The following is a 26,248-nucleotide window of genomic DNA, read 5'->3' as shown; positions in this document are numbered from 1 at the left end:
GCCCGAGGCGCCGGGGCATGCCCGAGGGGCGCGATCCGCGGCTGCGGGTCGCGCCCCTCGGCTCTGCTCCGGCCAGGGCTGCCGGCGACTCCCCTCCGCTACCGCGGGGAGGCGCCCCCGGTGCGCTCCTTTTCGTCGGCGGCGCCCCCGGCGCCCACGAGCCCCTTGGAGACGCCGGCGAGCCTCGGTTCGAAACGCTTCATCTCCCGCTGCCCGACGGTCGCGATGATCCCGGGCAGATAGCCGCGCACCCCCTGCATCCCGCGCAGCCACCCCTGCGCGTACACGTGCGCGGAGCGCCGCTCGATGCCCGCCACGATCCGGTCCACGGCCGGGCCCAGCGGGTACGTGCGGTTCGCCGGCCAGGGCAGCCGCCGGCGCAGCTCCCGCATCACCTCGTCCCGGTCGGCACCGCGCACCATGTCGGTGTCGGTCCAGGAGAGGTAGCCGACGCCCACCTTGACGCCCTTGTAGCCGACTTCGGCGCGCAGGCAGTGCGCGAAGGCCTCCACGCCGGACTTGGAGGCGCAGTACGCCGTCATCATCGGCGCCGGCGTGATCGCGGCGAGCGAGGCGATCTGCAGGAAGTAGCCGCGGCTCTCCGTGAGGACGGGAAGGAAGGCGCGGGCGGTGACGGCCCCGCCGATCAGGTTGACCTCGATCACCCGGCGCCAGGCGTCGGGATCGGACTCGGCGAACGGACCTCCCGCGGCAACGCCCGCGTTGGCGACGACGATGTCCACCTTGCCGAAGCGCTGCTTGACCTCCTGGGCCACCCGCGCCATGGCCTCGTGGTCGGTGACGTCGGCGTACCAGTGGTCGCTGTCGGAGTGCAGCCGCTCGGAGACCTCCTTGAGCGCCTCCGGCTCCAGACCCACCAGGGCCACCTTCGCGCCGCGCGCGGACAGCTTGCGGGCGAGCAGTTCGCCCACGCCGCGGGCTGCGCCGGTGACGACGGCGACCTGGCCCTCCAGACTCCTGCGAGCACTCACGGCGTCTTCTCCTTCTCCTGGTCGGTCACGTGGTCGGTCGTGTCTGCGGTGCCGGGCAGGTGGCGGGCGGCCAGTTCCCGCAGGGCTCCCGTGACGGCCCGCGGGGCCTCGATCGGGGTCATGTGGCCCATGCCGGTCAGCTCCGTCAGCCCCGCGCAGTGCGGGAGGGCGGCGGCGAGCCGGCGGGCGTGCACGAGCGGCGTCAGCCGGTCGTGCGTACCGCCGACGACCGCGGTGGGCACGGTGAGCGCGGCCAGGTCGGCGTCGAGGTCCAGCCCGGCCAGCACCTGGGACCAGGCGTGCCGGGGGCCGGTGGCGCAGGCGTGCACGATCCGGGCGCAGGCCTCGACCTGTTCGGGCGTCGCTCCGGGGCCCATGGTGGCGCACTTCAGCACCTTCGCGGCCACCGGCGTGACGGGCCCGAGCGGGGCGCGGGAGCCCAGGATCGCCCCGGTGGCGCGCGTCCTCAGACGCCCGGCACGCCAGGGCAGGACCAGCGACTGGGCGACCAGCTGCGAACTGCCGGTGCTGCACAGCAGCGCGGCGGCGGCGTGCTCCTCGAACTCGGGGCGCCCGGCCGCGGCCATGATCGTCATACCGCCCATGGAGTGCCCGGCGACCACGGCCCGTTCGCCGGGGGCGAGGGTGGTGCCCAGGACGGCGACCAGGTCGTCGGCGAGGGCGGAGGTGCTGTACCAGCGCCCGGCGGGGCTGCGCCCGTGCCCGCGCTGGTCGTACGCGACCACCCGGTGGCCGGCCGCGGCCAGGGCCCGGATCTGCGCGGCCCAGAAGGCGGTGGAGCAGGTCCAGCCGTGCGCCAGCACCACGGTCGGCGCCCCCTCCTCCCCGTGCACCTCCACGTGCAGCCGCGCCCCGTCGGCGGAGACCGCGGTCAGCTCGCGGCGGGGGACGGGCGGGGCGTACGGCCCCGTCGTGACGTGCGGCGGGCGGCTCACGCGGCGCCCTCCTCGACGCCGGCCTGCGCAGCGGCGGGCCGGGCGGCGGCGGGCCGGGCAGCCGCGGCCCGGGCGGCGCCGGCCCCGCCGGCTGCGGCCTGCGCGGGGACCCGCCCGGGCGTCGGCTCCCGTTCCTGCTCCTTCTCCCGCAGCCGTACGACCTCGTACTCGCCCAGGTCCACGGTCCGCGTCTCCTTGCGGAACTCGCCGGTGGTGCCCGGCCAGACGGTGGTGTTGCGGCCCTGCGCATCGAGGTACCAGCTGGTGCAGCCGCCGGTGTTCCACACCGTGCGCTCCATCCGGGTCTGCACGCGCCGGTTCCACGCGTTCACGGCCGACGGCCTGGCGGCGAGCGCGACCCGCCCGCCGAGCATGTCGAGCTGGCGCAGGTAGTCCGCCATGTAGTTCAGCTGCGACTCGATCATCAGGATCATCGAGCTGTTGCCGAGGCCGGTGTTCGGCCCGATGATCGTCATCCAGTTGGGGAAGCCCGCGGCCGTCGCCCCGCGCAGCGACTGCATGCCGTCCTTCCAGTGGTCGGCGAGGGTCCTGCCCTCCGCCCCCACCACCCGGTCGGCGATCGGCATGTCGGTGACGTGGAAGCCCGTGCCGAAGATGATCGCGTCGACCTCGGTCTCGGTGCCGTCGGCGGCGACCAGGACGGAGCCCCGGATCTCCTTCAGACCGGAGGCGACCAGGTCCACGTTGGGCCGGGCGAGCGCCGGGTAGTACTCGCTCGACAGCAGGATCCGCTTGCAGCCGATCCGGTACGAGGGCGTCAGCTTGGCCCGCAGCGCCGGGTCCTTGATCGACCGCGCCATGTTGGCCTTGGCCAGCGACTCGATCAGCCCGAGCTGGTTCGGGCGCTTGGTGAAGGCGCTCACCTGGAGCTCCCGGATGCCCCACAGCAGCCCGCGGCGCGCGGCACGGGTGAAGGGCAGCCGGCGGTGCAGCCAGCGCTCCGCGGTGCCGATGGCCCGGTCGGTGCGCGGCATGACCCACGGCGGGGTCCGCTGGAAGAGCGTGAGCCGCTCCACCTCGGGTGCGATGGCGGGCACGATCTGGATGGCCGAGGCGCCGGTCCCGATCATGGCGACGCGCTTGCCGCGCAGGTCGTAGTCGTGGTCCCAGCGCGCCGAGTGGAACACCTTGCCCGGGAAGCCGGCGAGCCCCGGAACATCCGGCACCTTCGGGTCGGACAGCGGGCCGGTCGCGGACACGACGACGTCCGCGGTGAGCTCGCCCGTCGAGGTCTCGATGTGCCACCGGAGCCGGTCGGCGTCCCAGCGGATTATCGTGACCTCGGAGTTCAGCCGGATGTGCGGGCGCAGCCCGAAGGTGTCGGCGACGTGCTCCAGGTAGGCGCGGATGTGCGGCTGCCCGGAGAAGGTCCTCGGCCAGTCCGGGTTGGGTGCGAACGAGAACGAGTACAGGTGCGAGGGAACGTCGCACGCGCACCCGGGATAGCTGTTGTCGCGCCACGTCCCGCCGACGGAGTCGGCCCGTTCCAGGACGACGAAGTCCGTGATCCCCTCCCGCCGCAGCCGGACGGCCGCGCCCAGCCCGCCGAAGCCGGATCCGATCACCGCCACTCGTACGTGCTCACGCCGTTCGGCGCCGCCCTTGCCCGCCATGCCCGCCATGCCCGCCGCCTTCCGCATCCGCTTGCGCAGTACCAGCCCAGCCCAGTCATCACCACAGCGCCACACTGCCAGCAATCACTGGCACAATCGGGAGAGTAGAGCAGCCCCGTACTCATGGGTAGGGGTCGCACCCGGAAAGTTACTCCCGGTACGCCATAGGCTTCGTCCGTGGCAGAGACGCAAGCGGCGAGGACAGTGCGCGAATACCGTACGGCGGAACTGGCGGAGGCGGCCGGCATACCCGTCCGCACCCTGCGCTTCTACCGCGAGCGCAAGCTCCTGCCGCCCCCGCGCCGCGAGGGCCGCATCGCCTGGTACGACGACCACCACCTGGCCCGGCTGCGCACCATCGCCGCCCTGCTCGAACGCGGCCACACCCTCGGCGGCATCGCCGAACTGACCGCCGCCTTCGAGAACGGCCGCGACGTGAGCCAGCTCGGCGAGCTGCTCGGCATGGGCTGGTCCGAGGAGACCCCGGTACGCCTGACGCCCGAGGCCCTGGCCGACTACTTCGAGGGCGAGGTCACCCCGGAGAACCTGGCGGCCTCCCTCGACCTCGGCTACCTCGCCACGGACGGCGACGAGATCGTGCACGTCAGCCGCCGCCTGCTGGACGTCTCCTCCGCCCTGGTCCGCGAAGGCGTCCCGCTCGCGGCGGTCCTGGAGACCGGCCGCCGGGTCCGCGCGCACGCGGACGCCCTGGCGGCCCTGTTCACGGAGCTCATCGAGGAGCACCTCTCCCCGGAGGCCGTGCCGCGCCTGCGCCCGCTGGCGAAGAGCGTGGTCGAGGCGGAGCTCGCGATGGCGATGGACCGCCTCCAGGCCTCCCGGTCCCGGCCCGCGGAGTCTCAGACCCCGAGCTCGTAGACGGCGGTCACCGGCGCGTGGTCGGACCACCGCTCCGGATGGGTCTCGGCCCGCTCGACGAAGGCCTTCACCGCCCGGGCCGCGAGGCCCGGGGTCGCGACCTGGAGGTCGATGCGCCAGCCGGCGTCGTTGTCGAAGGCCCGCCCGCGGTAGGACCACCAGGAGTACGGCCCCTCGGTGTCCGGATGCAGGGCGCGTACGACGTCGACGTACCCCGCCTCCTCGTACACCCTGCCGAGCCACTCGCGCTCCTCGGGCAGGAACCCGGCGCTCTTGCGGTTGGTCTTCCAGTTCTTCAGGTCGACCTCCCGGTGGCAGATGTTCCAGTCGCCGCACACCACGACCTCCCGCCCCTCGCCGGCCGCGCGCACCTTGAGCGCGGCGAGGTAGGGCAGGAACTCCGCCATGAACCGGTACTTCTCGTCCTGCTTCGCGGTTCCGGCCTCCCCGGAGGGCAGGTACAGGCTCGCCACGGTCACACCGGGCAGGTCGACCTCCAGGTACCGCCCGGAGCCGTCGAACTCCTCGCTCCCGAAGCCCACCTGCACCCGCTCGGGCTCCCGCCGCGTGTAGAGGGCCACCCCGGCCCGGCCCTTGACGGCGGCCGGCGCGAAGACCGTGTGCCAGCCCTCGGGCTCCCGCACCTCGGCCGGAATCTGCGCCTCCTCCGCCCGCACCTCCTGCAGGCAGACCACGTCGGCATCCGACCCGGCCAGCCACGGCGAGAAGCCCTTCTTGGCGGCGGCGCGGATCCCATTCACATTCACGGAGGTCACGGTGAGCATCCCAGCACCATAGCGGGAGGGTTCCGTACGATGTTCCGATGTCTCACGGGATCCAGCTCCGCTCCGTACCGTACGACCACCCGGACGCGGTCAAACTCAACGACCAGGTGCAACTGGAGTACCAGGCGCGCTATGACGGCGAGGGCGACGTCACACCTCTCGACCCGGCGATGTTCACCCCGCCGCGGGGGCTGTACCTGCTGGCGTACGACGCCTCGCAGAGCCCGATGGCCAGCGGCGGCTGGCGCACGCAGGACGAGAACGACGAGGGATACTCCGACGGCGACGCCGAGCTCAAGCGCATGTACGTCATCCCCGAGGCCCGCGGCCTCGGCCTGGCCCGCCGCATCCTCGCGGAGCTCGAAGCCGATGCCCGCGCGGCGGGCCGCGTCCGCATGGTCCTGGAGACGGGCGACCAGCAGCCGGAGGCGATAGCCCTCTATCTCTCCTCGGGCTACGCCCCCTCACCCAAGTTCGGCCACTACCGCTTCCACCACTCCAGCCGCTGCATGGCCAAGCCCCTGACCCCCTGACGCGGCAGAGCCCGCCCGGACCGCGGCAGCAAAGAGCGCTCGCCCGTACCGGAGTTGCCGCCGCGGGCTCCGGCGGCCGCGAACGGCCCGTAACCGCCCGGCCGTTCGGGCACCGGGCAGCCCGGACCCCGGAAACGCCGAGATCCCGCCCGGTCTTGCGACCGGACGGGATCTCGTGACGATTCCCGAGAGCTACTCGGAAACTGTCGTCTGTGGACCTGTGGGGATTTGAACCCCAGACCCCCTCGATGCGAACGAGGTGCGCTACCAGACTGCGCCACAGGCCCTTGCGACGTGTGAAACATTAGCATCCCCGCGGCGGTGCTCCAAAACCGGTATCGGGGAGCATCCGCGCAGGTCCGGTCATTCGTTCGCGGCGCGGGGGCGCTCGTCGCTCTCGTACTGGTCGAACAGCGGGGTGCGACCGCGGTCCCGGCCGCGGCCGGGGTGCTGGGGCTTCGCCTCCTGGGCGGGGGCCGGGGCGGGCTGGGCGCGCAGGCGGGGGTCCGTCGGTTCGGCTGCGCTGGAGCGGGCCGCGCTCCAGGCGTCCGGGGTCGCCGGGCCCGTGGCGCGCGGAGCCACCGGGGCCGTCACGTACGTCGGCAGCGGGACCGGGACCGGCTCCCAGCTGTCGCCGCGGGCGGGGCCGCGTTCGCGCTCGCGCTGCTGGTCCACCCACTCGGCGTGGTCGGTCTGCTCGACCAGCGCGCGCCGGCCGGCCTCCTGCGGGGAGACCGGCGGAGCGGGGTCGGGTTCGGCCGCGGCGGTCGGGGTGTCCTCGGGATGGCGGCGGCGCTGGCGGCTCTCGCGCAGCTGCCGGGCGGCGGCCTCGGCCCGCCGCCGGTCCATGGTGAACTCGTAGCGCCTGCGCTCCTGGACGCGCAGATGCATGATGTACGCGCTCAGCAGGAGGGCCGGCACGGCGGGCGCCCACAGGTACGCGAGACCGCCGACCGCGGCCACGACCGCGCCCAGCGTGAAGATCAGGAAGAGCAGCGCGGTGGTGCGCCGGCGCCGCGCGAGCACCTGCAGGCGCTGCTCGCGGCGTTGCCGTTCCGCCACGGCCGACCGCGGCTCCGCCCTGGTCGGGGGCACGGCAACGGCCCGGGCGTCGGCGTCCACGGAATTCACCGTTTCCGTCGCGGCGTCCGGGTCCGCGTGGTACTGGGTCTGCGCCTCCTGCTCGGCACGCTCACGCAGCCCCTTGGCGTAACGGCGCTCCATTCCCGCCCGGCCCGAAAGCAGCCGAATGGCAGTGGAGAAGCGTTCCGTCGGACGGGCCTCGTTCAGCTCGTCCTGCCTCCGGAGCCACATGGGCACCAAGTAGGCGGCCCAGGCCCCGACAATGACTGCGTAGATGAGGCCGCTGCTGCTCACACCCCACACCGTAGAGGGGCGCGGCCGAGCGGATCCGCCAATTGGGCCGGTGTGTCGCACGAACTGGCTGATATCACGGACTTTTTTTGTGATTCTTCGGATCAGGTTATGGGCGAATCGGTTTCCCGGCCCAGGAATTCGAACGGATATTCGTTTCCTATGAGGGCGAGGCCCCTTGGCTGCTCGCCCGGTGCCAGCGGCGCAGCAGCCCCTCCGGGATCTCCTCCGCGGTCAGCGCGTACACGAGGTGGTCGCGCCAGGCGCCGTCGATGTGCAGGTAGCGCGGACGCAGCCCCTCCTCGCGGAAGCCCAGCTTCTCGACCACGCGCCGGCTCGGGCCGTTCTCCGGGCGGATGCACACCTCCATCCGGTGCAGCCCGACCTTCCCGAAGCAGTGGTCCACCGCCAGCGCGACCGCCGTCGGCATGACCCCGCGGCCCGCCACCTCGCGGTCCACCCAGTAGCCGACGTGGCCCGCGCACATCGAGCCCCAGGTGATCCCGGCGACCGTCAGCTGGCCGACCAGGCGGCCCCGGTACTCGATGACGAAGGGCAGCATCCGCCCCGCGTTCGCCTCGGCCCGCAGGTGGCGCACCATCTGGCGGTACGTCGGCCGGTGGACCACCGGCCCCCAGGGCGCGGGCGGCGGGATCGTGGCCTCCCAGGGCCGCAGCCAGTCGCGGTTGCGCCGGTTGACCTCGCGCCAGGCGCTCTGGTCGCGCAGCTTTATCGGCCGGAGCGTGACGTCGCCGTCGCTCAGCACCACCGGCCAGGAGGGCCCGTTCAGCTGGGGCTCCCCGCAGGTCTGGGGTGATCGCCGCCCCGGATCTGGTCCACGGCGTGCGGCAGGATCCGGGTCAGGACCGCGAGGCCGTCGCGGACTCCGCCCGTGGAGCCGGGCAGGTTGACGATCAGGGTGCGGCCGGCCACCCCCGCCAGGCCCCGGGACAGGGCCGCCGTCGGCACCTTCGCCAGGCTCTCGGCCCGGATGGCCTGCGGGATGCCCGGGACCTCGTGGTCCAGCACCCGGGCGGTGGCCTCGGGGGTGCGGTCGGTCGGCGAGATGCCGGTACCGCCGGTGGTGAGGATGACGTCGTACCCGGCGGCCACGCCCTCGCGCAGCGCCTGCTCGACCGGGTCCCCGTCGGGGACGACCCGCGGCCCGTCCACGGTGAAGCCGAGTCCTTGGAGTCCCTCTGCGAGCAGGGGCCCGCCCCGGTCGGCGTACACGCCGGCCGAGGCCCGGTTCGAGGCGGTGACCACCAGGGCGCGAAGGGGGCGGGCGGGCTGCCCGCCCGGCGCCGCGTGCCGTGCATCGGCCGCGGCGGGTGCCGCCGTGCCGCCGGGTCCTGCGGACGCGCCGGTGCCGTCCGCGCCGGCCGGCGCAGGGCCGTGGCTGTGGCTGTGGACCTCGCCGCCGCGCGGGGCGTTCACGCCCGGCTCCAGTCGCCGGACTTGCCGCCGGTCTTCTCCTCCACCCGGACGTCGGTGATGACGGCGCCCTTGTCGACGGCCTTCACCATGTCGATGACGGTGAGCCCGGCGACCGCGACGGCCGTCAGCGCCTCCATCTCGACGCCCGTCCGGTCGGCGGTCTTGACCGTCGCGAGGATCTCCACGGCGTCGTCGGCGACCGAGAGGTCCACCTTCACGCCCGAGACGGCCAGGGGGTGGCAGAGCGGGATCAGGTCGGGGGTCTTCTTCGCCCCCATGATCCCGGCGATCCGCGCGGTGGCGAGGGCGTCCCCCTTGGGCACGCCCTCGCCGCGCAGCAGTTCGATCACCCGGGGGGAGACCAGCACGCGCCCGCTGGCCCGTGCCGTCCGCGTCGTGACGTCCTTCTCCGAGACGTCGACCATCCGGGCCGCACCGGCCTCGTCGATGTGCGTCAGCCTGCTCTGCGTACTCATATCTGCGTGCCGCTCCCGCTCCGGGCCCCGCAAGGGCCTGTGTGGTGCAACACGCTACCCGCACCGGCAGGACTTCAGCCGAGCAGGACCACTTCCAGCTCGTCCCCCGGCTGCACCGAGGTCACGTCCTCCGGCACGACCATCAGCGAGTCGGCGTGCGCCAGGGCCGCGATCAGGTGCGAGCCGGATCCGCCGACCGGACTGACCGTGCCGCTCTCCTTGTCGTACGCCCCGCGCAGGAACTGCCGGCGCCCCGCCGGGGAGCCCAGCGGCCGGTCCGCCTTGAGCACCGCCCGGACGCTCGGCCGGCTGACCTCGGAGGCGGGCAGCCCCATGAGCGCGCGGATCGCGGGCCGCACGAACAGCTCGAAGGAGACGTAGGAGGACACCGGGTTGCCGGGCAGGGCCAGCAGCGGGGTGTGGTCCGGGCCGATGGTGCCGAAGCCCTGCGGCTTGCCGGGCTGCATCGCGAGCTTGCGGAACTCCATCCGCCCGGCGTCGACCCCGGCCTCGGGATCGACGCCGACCGAGGACAGCGCCTCCTTGACCACGTCGTACGCCCCGACACTGACGCCTCCCGTGGTCACCAGCAGATCGGCCCGGATCAGCTGGTCCTCGATGGTGGAGCGCAGGGTGTCGGCGTCGTCCGCGACCGCCCCGACGCGGTAGGCGATGGCCCCCGCGTCCCGCGCGGCCGCGGCCAGCGCGAAGCTGTTCGAGTCGTAGATCGTCCCGGGGGCCAGCGCCTCGCCCGGCTGGACCAGCTCGCTGCCGGTGGAGAGCACCACCACGCGCGGCCGCGGCCGGACCCGGACGGTGCCCCGCCCGATGGCGGCCAGCAGCGCGATCTGCGGCGGGCCCAGCACCGTACCCGCGGCCAGCGCGAGGTCTCCGGCCTGGACGTCGCTGCCCCGTGCCCGTACGTGGGCCCGCGCCTCGGCGGCCCGGTGCACCCGCACCTCGCCGCCCGCGCCCTCGGGGGCCGCGCTGGCCGGGGTCATGCCGGTGGCCGCGCCCGCGCCCGCGCCGCCGTCGGTCCACTCGACGGGGACGACGGCCTCCGCGCCGGGCGGCAGCGGGGCGCCGGTCATGATGCGGGCGGCCTGGCCCGGGCCGACGGCGGGCAGTTCACCGCTGCCCGCCGCGACGTCCCCGATGACCGTCAGCACCGCGGGGAACTCCTCGCTCGCGCCCTGGACGTCGGCCGTGCGGACGGCGTACCCGTCCATCGAGCTGTTGTCGAAGGGCGGGAGGGCGACGGGCACGGTGACGTCCTCGACCAGGACACAGCCCTGGGCGTCGAGCAGCTGGAGCTCGATGGGCTCCAGCGGCCGGACGGCGGCGAGGACGTCCGCGAGGTGCTCGTCCACCGACCACAGACGCTGCTGGCCGGTGTCCTGCGGTGCGGCGGCGGGGCTGCTCAAGGTGCTACATCTCCTCCGTGACGTAACGGTGAAGCCAGGTGCGGAACTCCGGGCCCAGGTCCTCACGCTCGCACGCGAGGCGGACGATGGCCCGCAGGTAGTCCCCGCGGTCCCCGGTGTCGTAGCGGCGGCCCCGGAAGACCACGCCGTGCACCGGGCCGCCCACGCTCTCGTCGGCGGCCAGCTTCTGCAGGCCGTCGGTGAGCTGGATCTCCCCGCCGCGGCCCGGCTCGGTCTCCCGCAGTATGTCGAAGATCGCCGGGTTGAGGACATAGCGTCCGATGACGGCGTAGTTGCTGGGGGCGTCGGCGGCGTCGGGCTTCTCGACGAGGCCCGTGATCCGGACGACGTCCGCCTCGTCGGTGGGTTCGACGGCGGCGCAGCCGTAGAGGTGCACGCTGGCCGGGTCGACCTCCATCAGGGCGATGACGGTGCCGCCGGTGCGGGCGTGCACATCGGTCATCTGGCGCAGCAGGGGGTCGCGCGGGTCGATGAGGTCGTCGCCGAGCAGGACGGCGAAGGGCTCGTCACCCACGTGCGGAGCGGCGCACAGGACGGCGTGGCCGAGGCCGCGCGGGTCGCCCTGGCGGACGTAGTGCATGGTGGCCAGGTCGCTGGACTCCTGGACCTTCTTGAGCCGGTCGTCGTCGCCCTTGGCGATGAGGGCGGACTCCAGTTCGTAGTTGCGGTCGAAGTGGTCCTCAAGCGCACGCTTGTTACGCCCTGTGATCATCAGGACGTCGTCCAGGCCGGCCGAGACGGCCTCCTCGACGACGTACTGGATGGCCGGCTTGTCCACGACCGGGAGCATTTCCTTGGGCGTCGCCTTCGTCGCCGGGAGGAAACGTGTGCCAAGGCCTGCGGCAGGGATGACGGCCTTTTTGATCACGGGGTGCAACTGAGTCATGGGCAGAACCATAGTGGGTCACGCTCCCACCTAAGGATTCGGGCAAATAGATCCCCGATTGCCCCCTTTGAAAGGAAACCTGAGTCAGCCGTGGTAGTGAACGCACCCGATCCGTCCGCAAAGGCGCAGTTGCGCCGGGACCTCCTCGCCGCCCGCCGCGCCCTGTCCCCCGACTCCCTGCGCACGGCGGCCCGCGCGCTCTCCCGCTCCGCCCTCGGACTGCCCGAGCTCGCCGGGGCGCACACGGTGGCGGCGTACGTCTCCGTGGGGAGCGAGCCCGGTACCCGCGAGCTGCTCGACGGGCTGCGCACGGCCGGGAAGCGGGTCCTGCTGCCCGTCCTGCTGCCCGACAACGACCTCGACTGGGCCGAGTACGAGGGCCCCGGCAGCCTCGCCGAGGCCGCGCACCCGGGGAAGATGCGGCTGCTGGAGCCCGCCGGACCGCGGCTCGGTCCGGAGGCGGTCACCGGCGCCGACGCCGTCCTGCTGCCCGGGCTGGCGGTGGACCGGCGCGGGATGCGGCTGGGGCGCGGCGGGGGCTCGTACGACCGGGTGCTCGCGCGTCTGGAGCGCGCCGGGGCGCATCCCGCGCTGGTCGTGCTCCTCTACGACGAAGAGGTGGTCGCGCGGGTCCCGGAGGAACCGCACGACCACCCCGTTCAGGCGGTGGCCACCCCGTCGGGGGTGGTCCGCTTCACTTCTCCGGCCGGCGGCTCATGAACCCGGCTTCAGCGTGAGCGTCTCGACCGTCGCCTTGTCGACGGCCTCCTTGCCGAACGGCCAGTCCAGCAGCTCGCCCTTGGCCCACAGGGTCGTCTGGTCCGTGTAGTTGTCGTGGTAGGCGTGGCCCGAGGCGCCGGTCAGGTTGATCCAGCGGGACTTGTCCAGGTCGTTCAGGTTCACGACCATCCGCATTGACGGCACCCAGGTCACCCCGTAGCCGCCGGAGGCGTTCCAGCCGGTCGCGTTGACCGTGGCCTCGCCGCCGCCCAGGTTCCACGGGCCGCGGTTGAGGAGCCACTGCAGGAAGCCGGGGCCTTCGGTGCCGATGGTCTGGTTCTTCAGCGTCAGCTGGTGCAGGCGGCCCCAGCTCCAGGTGGCCTGGTCCTTGCCGAGCTTGGCGGTCAGCTCCCAGCGGGCGTCCTTCATGGCCCGGGCGAACAGCTCGTCGCGGGTGGTGGTCGCGGGCTGGTTGCGGGCGGCGGGCGTCTGCCACCACGCCGACTTCTCGTCCTTGACCAGGCGCCGGACCACCTCGAACCAGCGGTCCCCGCCGTCCGGCTGAGCCGAGTCCGAGCCGCGGGCGCCGCATTCGCGGACGGTCTTGGCGAGGTCGTCGACCGGCCCGGTGCTCTCGCCGCGGACGTTCATGCAGCTGCCTTCGACCCGCAGCTCCTTCGGCATCTTGTCGCCGAAGGACAGCTTGAGGATGTTGCGCCACACCGCGTTGAAGTAGGCGGCGGCCGCCGAGTCGGGCTCCTGGGTGTAGTTCCAGCCCTCCAGCAGCTTCTGCGCGGAGCGCACGTCCGGGTCCGAGACCTCGATCTTGGCCAGCATCGGGGTCAGCAGCGCGGCGATCTCGCTGCTGTTGTCCATCTGCATGGTGCGCATGTCGTCGGTGGAGATCTTCCCGCTGTCCTTGATCTTCGCCTCGATGAGGTCGTTGATCCGCTGGCTGCGGGCGCCGTAGCCCCAGTCCGCCGTCAGCAGGTACGGGTACTTGCCCTGGCCGGTCCCGGTCTCGGTCACGGCCTGGTTCGCGGTGACGATGTAGCCGCGGCCCGGGTTGTAGTCGTACGGCATCTCGTCCTGCGGGATGTAGCCCGCATTGCCGTCCTTGCCGCCCTTCCAGGCGTACTTGGAGTCCCAGCCGGGGGCGGGCATGCGGCCGTCGCCGGCGCCGCGGACCGGGATCCGGCCGGGGGCCTGGTAGCCGATGTTGCCCAGCGGGCCCTTGTTGTCGGCGTAGATCAGGTTCTGCGAGGGGACCTCGAAGTCGCGGGCGGCCTCGCGGAAGCCCGCGAAGTCCTTGGCCCGGTCGAGCTTGAAGACGGCGTCCATCGACTTGCCCGGGTCCAGGGCGGTCCAGCGCAGGGCGACGGCGTAGCCGTTGCCTCGGTCGGGGGCCGAGCTGGCGACGGGGGCGCGGCTGCCGACCGCGGCGAGCTCCTCGCTGCGGTCGGAGATCAGCGGACCGTTGTTGGTGGTGCGGACGGTGATCTTCTTGCTCTTCTTCTCGCCCGCGATCTTGATCTCCTCCTCGCGGGTCGTGAAGGGGACCACCTTGTTGTCGTAGACGTAACCCTCGGGCTTGACCTGCTCCAGGTAGAGGTCGGTGACGTCGGCGCCCAGGTTCGTCATGCCCCAGGCGATGTCGGCGTTGTGGCCGATCACCACGCCGGGCATGCCGGAGAAGGTGTAGCCGGCCACGTCGTACTGGCACTGCGCGGAGACCGCGCGGCAGTGCAGGCCCATCTGGTACCAGACCGAGGGAAGCTGCGGGGACAGGTGCGGGTCGTTGGCGAGCAGCGGCTTGCCGGTGGTCGTGTACTTGCCGGAGACGACCCAGGAGTTCGAGCCGATGCCGCTGCCGTTGGGGCCGAGTATCGCGGGGATCTGGTCCAGGGTCTTGGCGAGTGAGGTCAGCGAGGTGCGCAGGCCCACCGTCGCCCCCTGGGCGGTGGCGTCGTCGGCGAGGCCGGTGGGGGTCGTGGAGGCCGGCGATCCGTTCGCGGTGCCGGTGCCGGTGGTGGAGCCCTTGCCGGTGCCGGGTCCGGCTGCGGCCGAGCCGCCCTGGGGCGCGTACTTGCCGCCGTCGATCTTGCCGCCCTCGACGATCGGCCGGTTCCGGTCGAACGGGTAGGGCGGGTAGAGCTCGTCGATCTGCGCGGGCGTGAGCTTGTTCGCCATCAGTGCGCGGTCGATCTCGTCCTGCATGTTGCCGCGCAGGTCCCAGGCCATGGCCTTGAGCCAGGCCACCGAGTCCACCGGCGTCCACTGCTCGGGCTGGTAGTCGGCGCTGAGCTTGAGAGCGGCGTGCTCGACGGAGAGGTCCTTGCCGGACTTCCCCTTCAGGTACGCGTTGACCCCGTCGGCGTAGGCCTGGAGGTTCTTCTTCGTCTCCGGCGAGAGCTTCGTGTCGTACTCGGCCTGGGCGACCTGGCGCCAGCCCAGCGTGCGCAGGAAGGCGTCGGTCTCGACCTGGCCGGAGCCGAACATCTCCGAGAGCCGCCCCGAGGTCAGGTGGCGGCGTACGTCCATCTCCCAGAAGCGGTCCTGCGCGTGGACGAAGCCCTGCGCGCGGAAGAGGTCCTCGTCCTTGTCGGCGTAGAGCTGCGGAATGCCGTGCGCGTCGCGCTTGACCTCCACTGCCGAGGTCAGGCCGGGCACCTGGAGGGAGCCGGTCGCCTGCGGGAAGGAGGCGCGGACGGTGTCCAGGCCCCAGTACGTCCCGTATCCGAAGCCCGTGAGGAGCGCCAGGACCAGGACGAGCACGATCAGGCGGGCGCGTCGTCCCTTCTTCTTGACGGAAGGGGCGGTTTCGTTGGCGGGCATCGCTGTCCTTAGAGGGGCAGGGCGGTCCTGGGAGTGCTGGGAGCAACCATAGGCGCACGACCGTGTTCGTTGATCCGCCAGGGGTCAAGGTGCGAAGGACAAGGCCGAACGGCCGTTTCACAATGTGGTTATCGCGTAAAGGGTGCGTCAAATATTAGGTAAGGTAACGAAGTACCTGCCGATCTTGCCGGACCGGTCGCCCGCAGGAACGTTTTGCCGGGCGCCTAGAGGAAAGGGCCGCCCGCTGACTGTCCACACGCTCAATGAGCTTCTGCTGGTCTGCTCGCTCGTGCTGCTCGTCGCCGTGGCGGCGGTGCGCGTCTCCTCACGCAGCGGCCTCCCCAGCCTGCTCATTTACCTCGGCATAGGCATCGCGATAGGCCAGGACGGCATCGGCAACGTCGTCTTCGACAACGCCGAACTGACCCAGGTCATCGGCTACGCGGCGCTCGTCGTCATCCTCGCCGAGGGTGGTCTGGGCACGAAGTGGAAGCAGATCAGGCCCGCCCTGCCCGCCGCGATCTCCCTGTCGCTGGTGGGCGTCGCGATCAGCGTGGGCGTCACGGCGGCGGGCGCGTACTACGTGGTGGGCCTCGACTGGCGGCAGTCCCTGCTGATCGGCGCGGTCGTCTCCTCGACCGACGCGGCGGCCGTGTTCTCGGTGCTGCGCAAGGTGCCGCTGCCCTCACGGATCACGGGTGTGCTGGAGGCGGAGTCGGGCTTCAACGACGCCCCCGTGGTCATCCTGGTCGTGGCCTTCGCCACGGTCGGCCCGGTGGACTCCTGGTACGTACTCGTCGGCAAGATCGCGCTGGAGCTGGCGATCGGCGCGGCGATCGGCCTGACGGTGGGCTTCCTGGGGGCGTACGGCCTGCGGCACGTGGCTCTGCCCGCCTCGGGCCTCTACCCGATCGCCGTGATGGCGATCGCCGTCGTCGCGTACGCGGCCGGCGCGCTGGCGCACGGCTCCGGCTTCCTCGCCGTCTACCTGGCGGCCATGGTGCTCGGGAACGCGAAGCTGCCCCACTGGCCGGCCACCCGGGGGTTCGCGGACGGGCTCGGCTGGATCGCCCAGATCGGCATGTTCGTCCTGCTCGGCCTGCTGGTCACCCCGCACGAGCTGGCGGGCGACTTCTGGCCCGCCGTGGTCATCGGCCTGGTGCTGACGATGGTGGCCCGGCCGCTGGAGGTCTTCATCAGCCTGCTCCCCTTCCGGGTGCCCTGGCGGGAGAAGGCCCTGATGTCGTGGGCCGGCCTGCGCGGCGCCGTGCCCATCATCCTCGCCACCATCCCGATGGTGACGGGGATCGAGGGCAGCGACCGGGTCTTCAACATCGTCTTCGTGCTGGTCGTCGTCTATACCCTGGTCCAGGGGCCGACCCTGCCCTGGGTGGCCCGCACGCTCCGGCTCGGCGACACCGACGAGGCCGCGGACCTCGGGATCGAGTCGGCGCCGCTGGAGAAGCTGCGCGGCCACCTGCTGTCCTTCGCCATCCCCCGGGACTCGCGGATGCACGGCGTCGAGGTGAGCGAGCTGCGGCTGCCGCCCGGGGCCTCGGTGACGCTGGTGGTCCGCGAGGGCAAGAGCTTCGTGCCGTTGCCCTCGACCGTGCTGCGGCGGGGGGACGAGCTGCTGGTGGTGGCCACCGATCCGGTACGGGACGCCGCGGAGGCACGGCTTCGGGCGGTGGCCCGGGGCGGCAAGCTGGCCGGATGGCTGGGGACCGGGTCCAACGGTTCCTGAGCCCCGGCCGGGGCTCCAAAGGATGTCGACAGAGCATTAGAGCATCGTTCTAATTCGCTGTTTTCGGGGGTTTGGGAGGGCCTTTGCCCTGCTTCGACTGGGCATGGAATGCGAAATTCCAGTTAATCCCAGGTGAAGGCCCACCTTGTCGTCGGAATCACAGGGCGTGATGCCAGCTCTCCCTGTAAGATAAAGCCACACCACATCGAACCAACTCTGCCTGACGCAGAGCTGGCGCGACCGCAAAGCGGCCGTGGCACCCTCCCGCAGTGGGCGCCCAGGTATCACTCGGTTCTGCGCAAGAGGACAGCTCTCGGGGCTCCCACATGTACGGGTGCGGTCGCTCACAAGGCGGCACACCGTCCGCAGACGGGGACGCTCTACCAGGCAGCGGAAAGGCCAGGCCGTGACATCCGCGGTCACGACCGACACGTCCGCCCGACCCGGTTACGGGCAGCTCCTGCGCACCCCCCGCGCCCTCGGCTTCGTTCTCCCGGGCTTCGCCGCCCGCCTCCCCTTCGGCATGCTGACGATCAGCATCCTGCTGCTCGTCCAGCACACCACCGGCTCCTACGGCAGCGCGGGCATCGTCGCCGCCGTCACCGGCGTCTCCATGGCCCTGTGCGCCCCGGTGATGGGCAACCTCACCGACCGCTTCGGCCAGAGCGCCGTACTGACGCCGGTCGTCCTCGTGCACTCCGCCGCGGTCAGCACCCTGGTGGCCCTCGCCCTGCTCGGTGCCCCCGTGTGGGCCCTGGCGCTGGCCGCCGTCCCGGCCGGTGCCTCGGTGCCGCAGGTCGGCCCGATGGTCCGGGCCCGCTGGGCCGCCCGGCTGGAGGGCTCGCCGCTGCTGCCGACGGCCGCCGCCTTCGAGTCCGTCACCGACGAGTTCACCTTCGTCGTCGGCCCGGTCCTGGCGACCGCGCTGTGCACCGGCATCCACCCGGCCGCGGGCCTGGTCACCGAGGCCGCGCTGACGCTGGCCGGCGGCCTGGTCTTCGCCGCCCAGCGCGCCACCCAGCCCACGGTGCACACCCGGGCCGCGGGGGACGAGAAGCGCGCCTCCGCGCTGTCCTTCGCCGGTCTGCGCGTCCTGATCGTGGCCTTCCTCGGCATCGGCGCCGTCTTCGGCGGCATGCAGGTGTCGCTGGCCGCCTTCTCCAACGAGATCGGCAACCCGGGCGCCAACGGCCTGCTCTACGGCGTCTTCGCGGCCGGCAACATGATCGCGGGCATCGCCTGCGGTGCGATCGCCTGGAAGATCAGCCCGCGGCGCCGGCTGTTGCTGGGCTACGCCGGCCTGACCCTGGCCGCCTCGGTCCTGTGGACCGCACACTCCGTGATCCTGCTGGGCGCGCTCGGCCTGCTCGTCGGCCTGTGCATCGCCCCGGCGCTGATCACCGGTTACACCATGATCGAGTCGCTGATCCCGGCGAACGCCCGGACCGAGGCCTTCACCTGGCTGACCGGCGCGGTCGCCTTCGGCCAGGCCACGGCCGTGACGCTGGCCGGGCGGCTGACGGACGCCCACGGGTCCTCGTACGGCTTCCTCGTGCCCATGGCGGGCACGGCGCTGGCGCTGGTCACCCTGCTGGCGCTGCGGGCGAAGCTGGCCCCGAAGGCCCCGAGCCGGATCATCAACTCGTCCGCGCAGGCCGCCCAGCCGGCCCCGGCGGACTCGTCGGGGCGGGTGAACCAGCGTGGTCTGGGTCACCGCGTGCCGGTGACGGTGGACTGATCCGCCGGAATACGTCACCATGGATCGTCGTTAGCACTCATCGAGTCAGAGTGCCAGGAGGAAATTCGTGCCGACCTACCAGTACCAGTGCACCGAGTGCGGTGAGGGCCTTGAGGCCGTGCAGAAGTTCACCGATGACGCACTGACCGAGTGCCCGAGCTGCAACGGACGCCTGAAGAAGGTGTTCTCCGCGGTCGGCATCGTCTTCAAGGGTTCCGGTTTCTACCGGAACGACAGCCGTGGGGCCTCGTCGAGCAGCACCCCTGCCTCGAAGCCCGCGTCGTCCACTTCGACCTCGACGTCCTCGGCCCCCGCGCCCGCCGCGTCGACCGCGAGCAGCAGCACGAGCTCCAGCTCGACCTCGGCTGCCTGACCTCGTCACTTCCTCGCAAGGCCCTGCCTCCCTTCCGGGCGGCAGGGCCTTGCGCATGCCCGGTTAGGGTGACGGCATGGCTAACGCAGAGATCGGTGTCATCGGCGGTTCGGGGTTCTACTCCTTCCTGGAGGACGTCTCCGAGATACAGGTGGACACCCCGTACGGGCCCCCGAGCGACTCCCTCTTCCTCGGCGAGCTGGCCGGGCGGCAGGTCGCCTTCCTGCCGCGGCACGGCCGCAGCCACAAGGTGCCGCCCCACAAGATCAACTACCGCGCCAACCTCTGGGCGCTGCGCTCGCTGGGTGTGCGCCAGGTGCTCGGCCCGTGCGCGGTGGGCGGCCTGCGCGCCGAGTACGGTCCGGGCACGCTCCTGGTTCCCGACCAGCTGGTCGACCGTACGAAGTCCCGGGTGCAGACCTTCTTCGACGGGGAGCCGCTGCCCGACGGCTCGGTGCCGAACGTCGTGCACACCACGTTCGCCGACCCGTACTGCCCGGTGGGCCGCTCGGTGGCGCTGGCCGCCGCGCGGGGGCGCCAGTGGGAGGCGGTGGACGGCGGCACGATGGTCGTGGTCGAGGGGCCCCGCTTCTCCACCCGCGCCGAGTCGCAGTGGCACGCGGCGGCGGGCTGGGCGGTCGTGGGCATGACGGGCCACCCGGAGGCGGTCCTCGCCCGGGAGCTGGGACTCTGCTACACCTCGATGGCGCTGGTGACGGACCTGGACGCGGGCGCGGAGACGGGCGAGGGCGTGTCCCACACGGAGGTCCTGAAGGTCTTCGGCGAGAACGTCGGCCGACTGCGCGAGGTCCTCTTCGACGCGGTGGCGGCCCTCCCGCCGACGGAGTCCCGCGCCTGCCTGTGCACGCACGCCCACGACGGCTGGGACCTCGGCATCGAACTGCCGTAGCCGCCTGCTGTCACATTTCGCAGGGCTGTCCTGTCTGAGCGGATGGAGGCCCCGAACCGCGGGGCCGCATCCGCCCAGGAGGCGACCGCCATGCCGCGCATCTCCCTCACCCCGCCCCGTACGCCCCTCATGCGCCTGGGGGCCTGGTACTCGCGCCGCAAGTACGGCAAGGTGCTCGACCCCGGGCAGGCGTACGGGCACAACCAGCGCGTGCTGTTCGCGTACGTCCGCCTGGAGCAGCGGGCGGCGAAGTGGAACGCGCTCGACGCCGGGCTGAAGCACCTCGCGGTGATGGCGGCGGCGGCGCGGATCAACTGTTCGTGGTGCATGGACTTCGGCTACTGGGAAGGCCGGGAGCTGGGCCTGGCCGCCCACAAGATCGAGCGGGTGCCGCAGTGGCAGGAGTCCCGCGAGGTCTTCACCGAGGTGGAGCTGCTGGTCATGGAGTACGCCGAGGCGATGACGGAGACCGAGCCGGCGGTCACGGACGCACTGGCGGCGGAGCTGCTCGGACGGTTGGGCGAGGCGGCGTTCGTCGAGCTGACCGCGATGGTGGCCCTGGAGAACATGCGCTCACGCGCCAACAGGGCCTTCGGCCTGACCAGTCAGGGCTTTGCGGAGGCGTGCGCGGTCCCGCCCGGCCGGTGACCCGGGGGCCTGGCGCGGCCCGGGTGGTCGGTGGCGGGCGGCGGGTGACCCGGGCGGTCGGCTGCTCCTGGGGGTGACGGCGTTGTCCACAGGCTGGGGATTGTCCACAGGGTCGAGCGGGATCCTGCGGGTGGGCGGATCGTGAGGGGGTGTCCGGGCATCGGGTCCGGGCAGCGGAACTCACATCTCTGGTGGTGGTCGTCATGTCCAGGACCGCGCAGGTCTGCCCCGCTCCGCTCCCTTCGTGCCCTCCCGCGCGACCGGTCCCCTCCTTTCCCCCGCTCCGCGTCGGCCGGGGCGGGGACCGGCTGCGCCGGGCGGTGCGGCATAGGCGGCGGGCCGCGTCGGCCGGACTGGCCGCCGTGGCGGTCGCCCTCGCGGCGGTGGGCGCGGCGCAGGCACAGGCCTCGCGGGGCGGAGCACCGCCGGTGGTGAAGCCGCCGCCGGAGGCGGTGCGGACGGTGTCGGCGCCGGTGCGCATCGCGGACGCGGCGACGGTGCGGCTGCTGCGGCCCGGGGACCGGGTGGACGTGGTGGCGGCGGAGCGCGCCGGGGCGCCCAGGGTGGTGGCCGCGGGGGCACGGGTGGCCGAGGTGCCGGATCCGGGGAAGGCCGAGGGGGACGGCGGTGCGCTGGTGGTGCTGTCCGTGCCCCGGGAGACCGCGCGGGCGCTCGTGGGCGCAGGCGCCGTGGCTCGGCTGGCGGTGACGTTGTGCTGAAGCGGACTGCGGTTCCCTCATGTCGCCGTGAATTCAGGGCTGATTGGACACACGGGGCCCGTACTGCCGTAGTTTTCGGAACCGTTGGCTCCGTGTTTGGCAGTGAAGAAAAGAGGATCAGTGGTGAGCGCGAAGAACAAGGAGAGCGTCCTGGCGGGCTTCAAGGCCTTCCTGATGCGCGGCAATGTCGTGGACCTGGCCGTCGCCGTGGTCATCGGCGCCGCGTTCACGAACATCGTGAGCTCCGTGGTGAAGGGGATCATCAGCCCGGTGGTCGGTGCCGTCGGCACCAAGAGCCTGGACGTCTACTCCTCCTGTCTGAAGGCCCCTTGCGGCGTCGACGCGAAGGGCGAGCCGACGGGTGTGAACATCCTCTGGGGCTCGGTGCTCAATGCCACGCTGACCTTCCTGATCACCGCCGCAGTCGTCTACTTCCTGATGGTGCTGCCCATGGCGAAGTACCTCGCCAGGGTGGAGCAGCGCCGCCGCGCCCGGGAGGGCGTGCAGGAGACCATCGAGATCACCGAACTGGAGGTGCTCAAGGAGATCCGCGACGAGCTGGTCGCCCAGCGCGGCCAGGCGAGCGGCGCGGGGGTCCCCGGAGGCCGGTACTAGCAGCTCAGAGGTGGTGGGGCGGCTTCTCGTCGAGGAAGCGGGCCAGGTCGGCGGCGCTTCCGCCGGCGGCCGGCCGCTCGCCCCACCCACGGTCCGTGTCGTCCGCGGACTGCTGGTCCAGCGGGTCGTCGAAGTCGATCCTCGGCTTCGGCTTCGGCTCGGCAGCGGGCGCGGGCTGCGGCCGGGAGGCGTCGGGCGCGGACTGCGGGTCGGCGTCGGGGGCGGTGCTCATGCCTCCAGGGTACGGCCGCCCCCGCCCACGTCCCCGCTCAGCTGGGGGCCTCGGCGCCCTCGCGGGCGTAGAACCACCAGCACAGCGCCAGGCAGGTGGCATAGAAGCCGATGAACAGCCACAGCGCGTGCGGGACGGGCATGGCGGCGAACATCGCGGGGATGAAGAAGAAGCCGTAGGCGGCGATGGCGGAGGAGAAGCCGGTGACGGCGCCCGCCTCCATCTCCGACTGCCTGAGGGCCGCGGCCTGCGCCTCGGCGCCCCGGCCCTCGGCCTCCTGCATGTGCCGGTCCCGGAAGATCACGGGGATCTGGCGGAAGGTCGACCCGTTGCCCAGCCCGGAGAAGGCGAAGGCCGCGAGGAAGCCGGCGAAGAAGGTCCAGAAGCTGCCCCGGTCACCGCCGGACGGCAGCGCGGCGATCACCACGACCAGGGCCCCCGCCATCCCGGTGAACGACAGCATCGTGACGCGCGCCCCGCCGATCCGGTCGGCGAGCCGGCCGCCGGCCCAGCGCATCAGCGCCCCGATGAAGGGGCCGATCCATGCATAGGTCGTGGCCTGGTGGCCCTGCACCTCGAAGTCGTTCTTGATCAGCAGGGGCAGGCCCGCGGCGAAGCCGATGAAGGACCCGAAGGTGCCGACGTAGAGCCAGGTCATCAGCCAGTTGTGCTTGCGCCGGAAGATGACCTTCTGCTCGCGGAAGGGGGCCGCGGCCACCGTGAGGTCGTTCATCAGGAACCACGCGAGCAATGCCGTGACCACCAGCGGCAGCACCCAGAGGAAGGCGCCGTTCTGGAGCCAGATGTCGTTTCCCTGCTTGGCGTCGCGCTGCGGGCCGCCCGCCGGTGGACCCAGGACGCCCGCGGTCACCACCAGCGGGGCGACCAACTGGACCACGCTCACCCCGAGATTGCCGAGCCCGCCGTTGAGGCCGTTGGCCGTGCCCTTTTCCCGCCGGGGGAAGAAGAAGCCGATGTTCGCCATCGAGGAGGCGAAGTTCGCGCCGCCGATGCCGCAGACGGCCGCGATGAGGGCCAGCTCCCCGTACGGGGTCCCGGTGTCCTGGAGGGCGCAGCCGAGCCACAGCATCGGTGCCACCAGCACGATCGTGCTGAGCGCGGTGAACTTGCGCTCGCCCACGATGGGTCCGATGAAGGTGTAGAGGATCCGGAAGGTGCCGCCCGTGAGCCCGGGGATCGCGGTCAGCCAGAACAGCTGGGCCTTCGAGAAGCCGAAGCCGACGTCGTTCAGCCGGACCACGGTGACCGACCAGACCTGCCAGACCACGAAGCCGAGCATCAGGGCGGGGATGGAGACCCAGAGGTTGCGCCGGGCGACCCTGCGGCCGGTGGCCTGCCAGAAGTCCGGGTACTCGGGCCGCCATTCGCCGATGGAGGTTCCCGGCCCGTAGGACTCCGCGGGGTGCGGGCGCAGCCGCTGCGGGGTGGCGGTCGGGGTGGGGGCGGGACCGGCCATGGTCATCGGTCCCTCGGGGCAAGGAGCCACGGTGCCCAGCACGACGAGTAAGGACAGGACCCGGAACCCGGCCCCGGGACGGACCCGCACCGCGCGGGAGCGGGGGCCCGTTCGGACGGAGGCGGCGCCGCGGCGAGGGCTTCTGAGGGCTCGGACACGCCCCCACGCTAGGCGGTGTGAACCTCTATGACCTGTTGTGTCCGTCGAGTGGGTGAACCTCTCGGGCAACGGTCTGCCCCCGCTCCGCGAAGGCTCCCTCCGTCGGTGCGCGGCTGCTGTCCTGGGCGGTATGACGTACGTACCGATGACCTCCCGCAGCCGGGAGGAGGCACACCGCACCTCGACGTCGCTGGAGCTCTTCTTCGACCTGTGCTTCGTCGTCGCCGTGGCCCAGGCGGGCCGGCAGCTGGTCCATGCCCTCGCCGAGGGGCACACCGGCGCCGGGATCGCCGGCTACCTCTTCGTCTTCTTCGGCGTGTGGTGGGCCTGGATGAACTTCACCTGGTTCGCCTCCGCCTACGACGTCGACGACGTGCCCTACCGGATCGCGACCCTCGTACAGATCTCCGGCGTGCTCATCTACTCGGCCGGCATTCCCCGGGCCTTCAACGACAACGACTGGACCGTCGCCGTCGTCGGCTATCTGGTGATGCGCCTCGCGCTGACCGTCCAGTGGCTGCGCGCCGCCGCCGGGGAGCGCGGCCCGGCCCGGCGCTGCGCGCTCGTGTACGCGCTCGGGCTGGTGGTGTGCCAGGCGGGCTGGACCGCGATGCTCGCGGCCCCGGAGGCCGACCGCAAGTGGCTGTTCCTGGTCCTGGCGGCAGCGGAATTGTCGGTTCCGGTCTTTGCCGAGCGCAGCAGCCAGACGCAGTGGCACCCGCACCACATCGCCGAGCGGTACGGCCTGTTCACCATCATCGTGCTCGGCGAGACGATCGCCGCCAGCACGGTCGCGGTCCAGTCGGCGATCGACGAGCACGAGGCGCTGGGCCGGCTCCTGCCGATCGCCGCGGGCGGTCTCCTGCTGGTCTTCGCGGCTTGGTGGATCTACTTCGCGGTCCCCGTCCACGACCGGCTCCGGAGCAACCGCGAGGCCATTCCCTGGGGATACGGGCACTTCGTGATCTTCGCGGCGGCCGCGGCCATCGGAGCCGGCATCGAGGTGGCGATCGAGCACGCCGTCGGCAAGGCCCACATCTCCACCCGGGCCGCGAACCTCGCGGTCACCGTCCCCGCGGCGCTCTTCTTCGCCTTCGTCTGGCTGCTGCACTCCCGCCACTTCAAGCGCGGCCGCGCCCAGCAACTGACCCTGCCCCTCTCGGCCCTGGTCCTGTTCGCCTGCGCCTGGACCGGCGCGTCGGCGGTCCTCTGGGCCGGGCTGGCCGCCGCCGCCACCGTCGCGGTGGGCGTGACCTTGGCCCACCGCGAGCGTTCTGGTGCGTGAGGACGGAGGGCTGCGGCCCGGCGAACGGAAGAAGAAACGATGACGGTCCCGGCACAGCGGTACGAGAACGCAGACGCGGGCGCCCAGCTCGCCGACCCGGCTTTCTGGCAGCAGGCCCCGGCCGCGCGCCTGGCGGCCTTCGCCCGGTTGCGCGCCCTGGACTCCCCGGTCCACGTGCCCGAGGCGAAGGGCCCCGGGCACTGGGCCCTCGTACGGCACGCGGACGTGCAGGAGGCGAGCCGGCTGCCCAAGGTGTTCGCCAGCGCGCCCGGGGTGACCACGCCCGAGCCGGCGCGGTGGGTGCGGGCGCTGTTCGGCGACTCGATGGTCAATCTGGACGGCGCCGACCACGCCCAACTACGCAAGATCGTCCAGCGGGCCTTCACGCCCCGGCTGCTCGCCGCGGCGGAGGCGGACATCCACGCGGTGGCCGCCCAGATCGTGGACGACGTACTGGCCGAGCAGCCGGACGAGTTCGTCTCGGCCGTCGCCTCCCGGCTGCCTTTGGAGGTCATCTGCAACATGATGGGCATCCCGGAGCGCCACCGGGCCGAGATCGCCGACCGCGTCAACCACGCCTCCGAGAACATCGGTGTCGAACGCGGCCTGGCCTCGCGGCTGCGGATGCCCGGACGCGGACTGCGGGCGCTCGCCCGGATGCAGCGGATGGTCGCGGGCATCGGCCGGGAGCGGCGCAAGAACCCGACCGACGACCTGATCTCGGCGCTGGTCTGCGCGAACGTGGACGGCCAGGCCCTGGGCGCCCGGCAACTCGGGGCCTTCTTCTCGCTGCTGATGGTCGCGGGCGTGGAAACCACCCGCAACGCGATCACGCACGGGCTGACCCTGCTGACCGACCACCCCGACCAGCGGGACCTGCTGCTCTCGGACTTCGAGAAGTACGCCGACGGCGCGGTCGACGAGATGATCCGGCACTCGACGCCGATCATCCAGTTCCGCCGGACGGTGGCCGCCGAGCACACCCTGGGCGGACACCCGTTCCACCCCGGCGACAAGGTGGTGCTGTACTACGCATCCGCCAACCGGGACGAGGCGGTCTTCGCCGACCCCGACGCCTTCGACATCACCCGCTCACCCAACCCGCATCTGGGCTTCGGCGGCGGAGGCCCGCACTTCTGCCTGGGTGCGCACCTGGCCCGGGTGGAGATGAAGGCGCTGTTTCGGGAGCTGCTGACCCGGCCGGTCGGGCTGCGAGCGGTGGGCCTGCCGGACCTGGCGGGGTCGAACTTCGACAACCGGGTCCGTTCGCTGCGGTTCGCCTTCGAACGCCCGTAACACCCGCGACGCCCGTGATGGCCGCCGCGCCCCCGGCGGCCGTCGCTCCCGCGGCCTGCCGGCGGCGGGCCGGACGCGCGGGAACCGGCCGCCGGGCAGGACG

The 26,248-nt window shown here is 72.2% G+C and carries 25 protein-coding genes and 1 tRNA gene; 12 read left to right on the top strand and 14 right to left on the bottom strand.

Features of this window, described 5'->3' with window-relative positions:
• Window positions 1-98 precede the first annotated feature (98 nt).
• From AB0B01_RS05315 to AB0B01_RS05305, 3 genes are read right to left on the bottom strand one after another with little or no spacing between them, the layout of a single operon-like run.
• Window positions 99-992, bottom strand: coding sequence for an SDR family oxidoreductase (locus tag AB0B01_RS05315; RefSeq protein ID WP_361713088.1), 894 nt, complete (start codon window positions 990-992; stop codon window positions 99-101).
• Window positions 989-1,948 carry an alpha/beta hydrolase gene (locus tag AB0B01_RS05310; protein ID WP_361713086.1) on the bottom strand — a complete coding sequence of 320 codons (960 nt, stop codon included), beginning with the start codon at window positions 1,946-1,948 and terminating at the stop codon, window positions 989-991. Before AB0B01_RS05310 ends, AB0B01_RS05315 begins: the two co-directional genes overlap by 4 nt.
• Window positions 1,945-3,582 (bottom strand): NAD(P)/FAD-dependent oxidoreductase, encoded by a 1,638-nt coding sequence (locus AB0B01_RS05305; RefSeq protein ID WP_361713149.1) that lies wholly within the window; start codon window positions 3,580-3,582, stop codon window positions 1,945-1,947. The genes AB0B01_RS05310 and AB0B01_RS05305 overlap by 4 nt, the downstream gene beginning before the upstream one ends.
• Before the next feature lie 177 nt (window positions 3,583-3,759).
• Between AB0B01_RS05305 and AB0B01_RS05300 the strand changes: the two genes are divergently transcribed.
• A complete protein-coding gene (locus AB0B01_RS05300; RefSeq protein WP_361713084.1) occupies window positions 3,760-4,458 on the top strand; it encodes a MerR family transcriptional regulator in 699 nt (232 codons plus the stop codon).
• Here AB0B01_RS05300 and AB0B01_RS05295 read toward each other — a convergent pair.
• Window positions 4,440-5,243 (bottom strand): exodeoxyribonuclease III, encoded by an 804-nt coding sequence (locus AB0B01_RS05295; RefSeq protein ID WP_361713082.1) that lies wholly within the window; start codon window positions 5,241-5,243, stop codon window positions 4,440-4,442. The genes AB0B01_RS05300 and AB0B01_RS05295 overlap by 19 nt on opposite strands.
• Window positions 5,244-5,281: 38 nt before the next feature.
• Here AB0B01_RS05295 and AB0B01_RS05290 point away from each other — a divergent pair, with 38 nt between their 5' ends.
• Window positions 5,282-5,776 (top strand): GNAT family N-acetyltransferase, encoded by a 495-nt coding sequence (locus AB0B01_RS05290; protein WP_361713080.1) that lies wholly within the window; start codon window positions 5,282-5,284, stop codon window positions 5,774-5,776.
• Between the two features lie 213 nt (window positions 5,777-5,989).
• Here the strand turns inward: AB0B01_RS05290 and AB0B01_RS05285 are convergent.
• The 7 genes from AB0B01_RS05285 to galU all read right to left on the bottom strand — a co-directional run bounded on the left by AB0B01_RS05285 (window position 5,990) and on the right by galU (window position 11,394).
• Window positions 5,990-6,063: transfer RNA gene (locus tag AB0B01_RS05285), tRNA-Ala, on the bottom strand.
• A gap of 76 nt (window positions 6,064-6,139) precedes the next feature.
• Complete coding sequence (locus AB0B01_RS05280; RefSeq protein WP_361713078.1) at window positions 6,140-7,153, bottom strand: hypothetical protein; 1,014 nt, start codon at window positions 7,151-7,153, stop codon at window positions 6,140-6,142.
• Between the two features lie 157 nt (window positions 7,154-7,310).
• On the bottom strand, window positions 7,311-7,919 hold the full coding sequence (locus AB0B01_RS05275; protein ID WP_361713077.1) for a GNAT family protein: 609 nt from the start codon (window positions 7,917-7,919) through the stop codon (window positions 7,311-7,313).
• Between the two features lie 17 nt (window positions 7,920-7,936).
• Window positions 7,937-8,419, bottom strand: coding sequence for a MogA/MoaB family molybdenum cofactor biosynthesis protein (locus AB0B01_RS05270; RefSeq protein WP_361713147.1), 483 nt, complete (start codon window positions 8,417-8,419; stop codon window positions 7,937-7,939).
• 164 nt (window positions 8,420-8,583) lie between these two features.
• Window positions 8,584-9,063 (bottom strand): cyclic pyranopterin monophosphate synthase MoaC, encoded by a 480-nt coding sequence (gene moaC / locus AB0B01_RS05265; protein WP_361713075.1) that lies wholly within the window; start codon window positions 9,061-9,063, stop codon window positions 8,584-8,586.
• A 74-nt stretch (window positions 9,064-9,137) separates the two neighbouring features.
• On the bottom strand, window positions 9,138-10,487 hold the full coding sequence (gene glp / locus AB0B01_RS05260; RefSeq protein WP_361713073.1) for a gephyrin-like molybdotransferase Glp: 1,350 nt from the start codon (window positions 10,485-10,487) through the stop codon (window positions 9,138-9,140).
• A gap of 4 nt (window positions 10,488-10,491) precedes the next feature.
• Window positions 10,492-11,394 (bottom strand): UTP--glucose-1-phosphate uridylyltransferase GalU, encoded by a 903-nt coding sequence (galU, locus tag AB0B01_RS05255; protein WP_356852310.1) that lies wholly within the window; start codon window positions 11,392-11,394, stop codon window positions 10,492-10,494.
• A gap of 90 nt (window positions 11,395-11,484) precedes the next feature.
• Here galU and AB0B01_RS05250 point away from each other — a divergent pair, with 90 nt between their 5' ends.
• Complete coding sequence (locus tag AB0B01_RS05250) at window positions 11,485-12,114, top strand: 5-formyltetrahydrofolate cyclo-ligase (protein WP_361713070.1); 630 nt, start codon at window positions 11,485-11,487, stop codon at window positions 12,112-12,114.
• Here the strand turns inward: AB0B01_RS05250 and AB0B01_RS05245 are convergent.
• On the bottom strand, window positions 12,109-14,949 hold the full coding sequence (locus AB0B01_RS05245; protein WP_361713068.1) for a penicillin acylase family protein: 2,841 nt from the start codon (window positions 14,947-14,949) through the stop codon (window positions 12,109-12,111). The two genes, AB0B01_RS05250 and AB0B01_RS05245, sit on opposite strands and share 6 nt — an antisense overlap.
• A 184-nt stretch (window positions 14,950-15,133) precedes the next feature.
• Between AB0B01_RS05245 and AB0B01_RS05240 the strand changes: the two genes are divergently transcribed.
• From AB0B01_RS05240 to mscL, 7 genes are all read left to right on the top strand, one after another.
• Window positions 15,134-16,693 (top strand): potassium/proton antiporter, encoded by a 1,560-nt coding sequence (locus AB0B01_RS05240; protein WP_361713066.1) that lies wholly within the window; start codon window positions 15,134-15,136, stop codon window positions 16,691-16,693.
• Window positions 16,694-17,099: 406 nt separating this feature from the next.
• The gene (locus tag AB0B01_RS05235) at window positions 17,100-18,431 is read left to right on the top strand and encodes an MFS transporter (RefSeq protein WP_361713064.1); all 1,332 of its coding nucleotides are present in this window, start codon (window positions 17,100-17,102) and stop codon (window positions 18,429-18,431) included.
• Between the two features lie 67 nt (window positions 18,432-18,498).
• Window positions 18,499-18,804 carry an FmdB family zinc ribbon protein gene (locus AB0B01_RS05230; protein ID WP_361713062.1) on the top strand — a complete coding sequence of 102 codons (306 nt, stop codon included), beginning with the start codon at window positions 18,499-18,501 and terminating at the stop codon, window positions 18,802-18,804.
• 76 nt (window positions 18,805-18,880) lie between these two features.
• Window positions 18,881-19,714, top strand: a complete 834-nt coding sequence (locus AB0B01_RS05225; protein ID WP_361713060.1) for an S-methyl-5'-thioadenosine phosphorylase — start codon at window positions 18,881-18,883, stop codon at window positions 19,712-19,714.
• Window positions 19,715-19,804: 90 nt separating this feature from the next.
• Window positions 19,805-20,362, top strand: a complete 558-nt coding sequence (locus AB0B01_RS05220; protein ID WP_361713058.1) for a carboxymuconolactone decarboxylase family protein — start codon at window positions 19,805-19,807, stop codon at window positions 20,360-20,362.
• 203 nt (window positions 20,363-20,565) lie between these two features.
• A complete protein-coding gene (locus AB0B01_RS05215) occupies window positions 20,566-21,081 on the top strand; it encodes a hypothetical protein (protein WP_361713056.1) in 516 nt (171 codons plus the stop codon).
• Between the two features lie 120 nt (window positions 21,082-21,201).
• Window positions 21,202-21,696: a large conductance mechanosensitive channel protein MscL gene (gene mscL, locus AB0B01_RS05210; RefSeq protein WP_361713054.1), complete on the top strand. Its 495-nt coding sequence runs from the start codon at window positions 21,202-21,204 to the stop codon at window positions 21,694-21,696.
• Between the two features lie 4 nt (window positions 21,697-21,700).
• Here mscL and AB0B01_RS05205 read toward each other — a convergent pair whose 3' ends face one another.
• Complete coding sequence (locus AB0B01_RS05205; RefSeq protein WP_361713052.1) at window positions 21,701-21,928, bottom strand: hypothetical protein; 228 nt, start codon at window positions 21,926-21,928, stop codon at window positions 21,701-21,703.
• Window positions 21,929-21,965: 37 nt separating this feature from the next.
• On the bottom strand, window positions 21,966-23,405 hold the full coding sequence (locus AB0B01_RS05200; protein WP_361713050.1) for a NarK family nitrate/nitrite MFS transporter: 1,440 nt from the start codon (window positions 23,403-23,405) through the stop codon (window positions 21,966-21,968).
• Window positions 23,406-23,694: 289 nt separating this feature from the next.
• On the opposite strand from AB0B01_RS05200, the gene AB0B01_RS05195 reads away from it, so the two are divergent.
• The gene (locus AB0B01_RS05195) at window positions 23,695-24,849 is read left to right on the top strand and encodes a low temperature requirement protein A (protein ID WP_361713048.1); all 1,155 of its coding nucleotides are present in this window, start codon (window positions 23,695-23,697) and stop codon (window positions 24,847-24,849) included.
• 39 nt (window positions 24,850-24,888) lie between these two features.
• The gene (locus AB0B01_RS05190) at window positions 24,889-26,145 is read left to right on the top strand and encodes a cytochrome P450 (RefSeq protein WP_361713046.1); all 1,257 of its coding nucleotides are present in this window, start codon (window positions 24,889-24,891) and stop codon (window positions 26,143-26,145) included.
• Window positions 26,146-26,248: the final 103 nt, after the last annotated feature.

Origin of the sequence: Streptomyces sp. NPDC044571, from assembly GCF_040647115.1 — a bacterium.
Lineage (GTDB): Bacteria > Actinomycetota > Actinomycetes > Streptomycetales > Streptomycetaceae > Streptomyces.
This window is presented reverse-complemented; position numbering and strand designations above follow the sequence as displayed.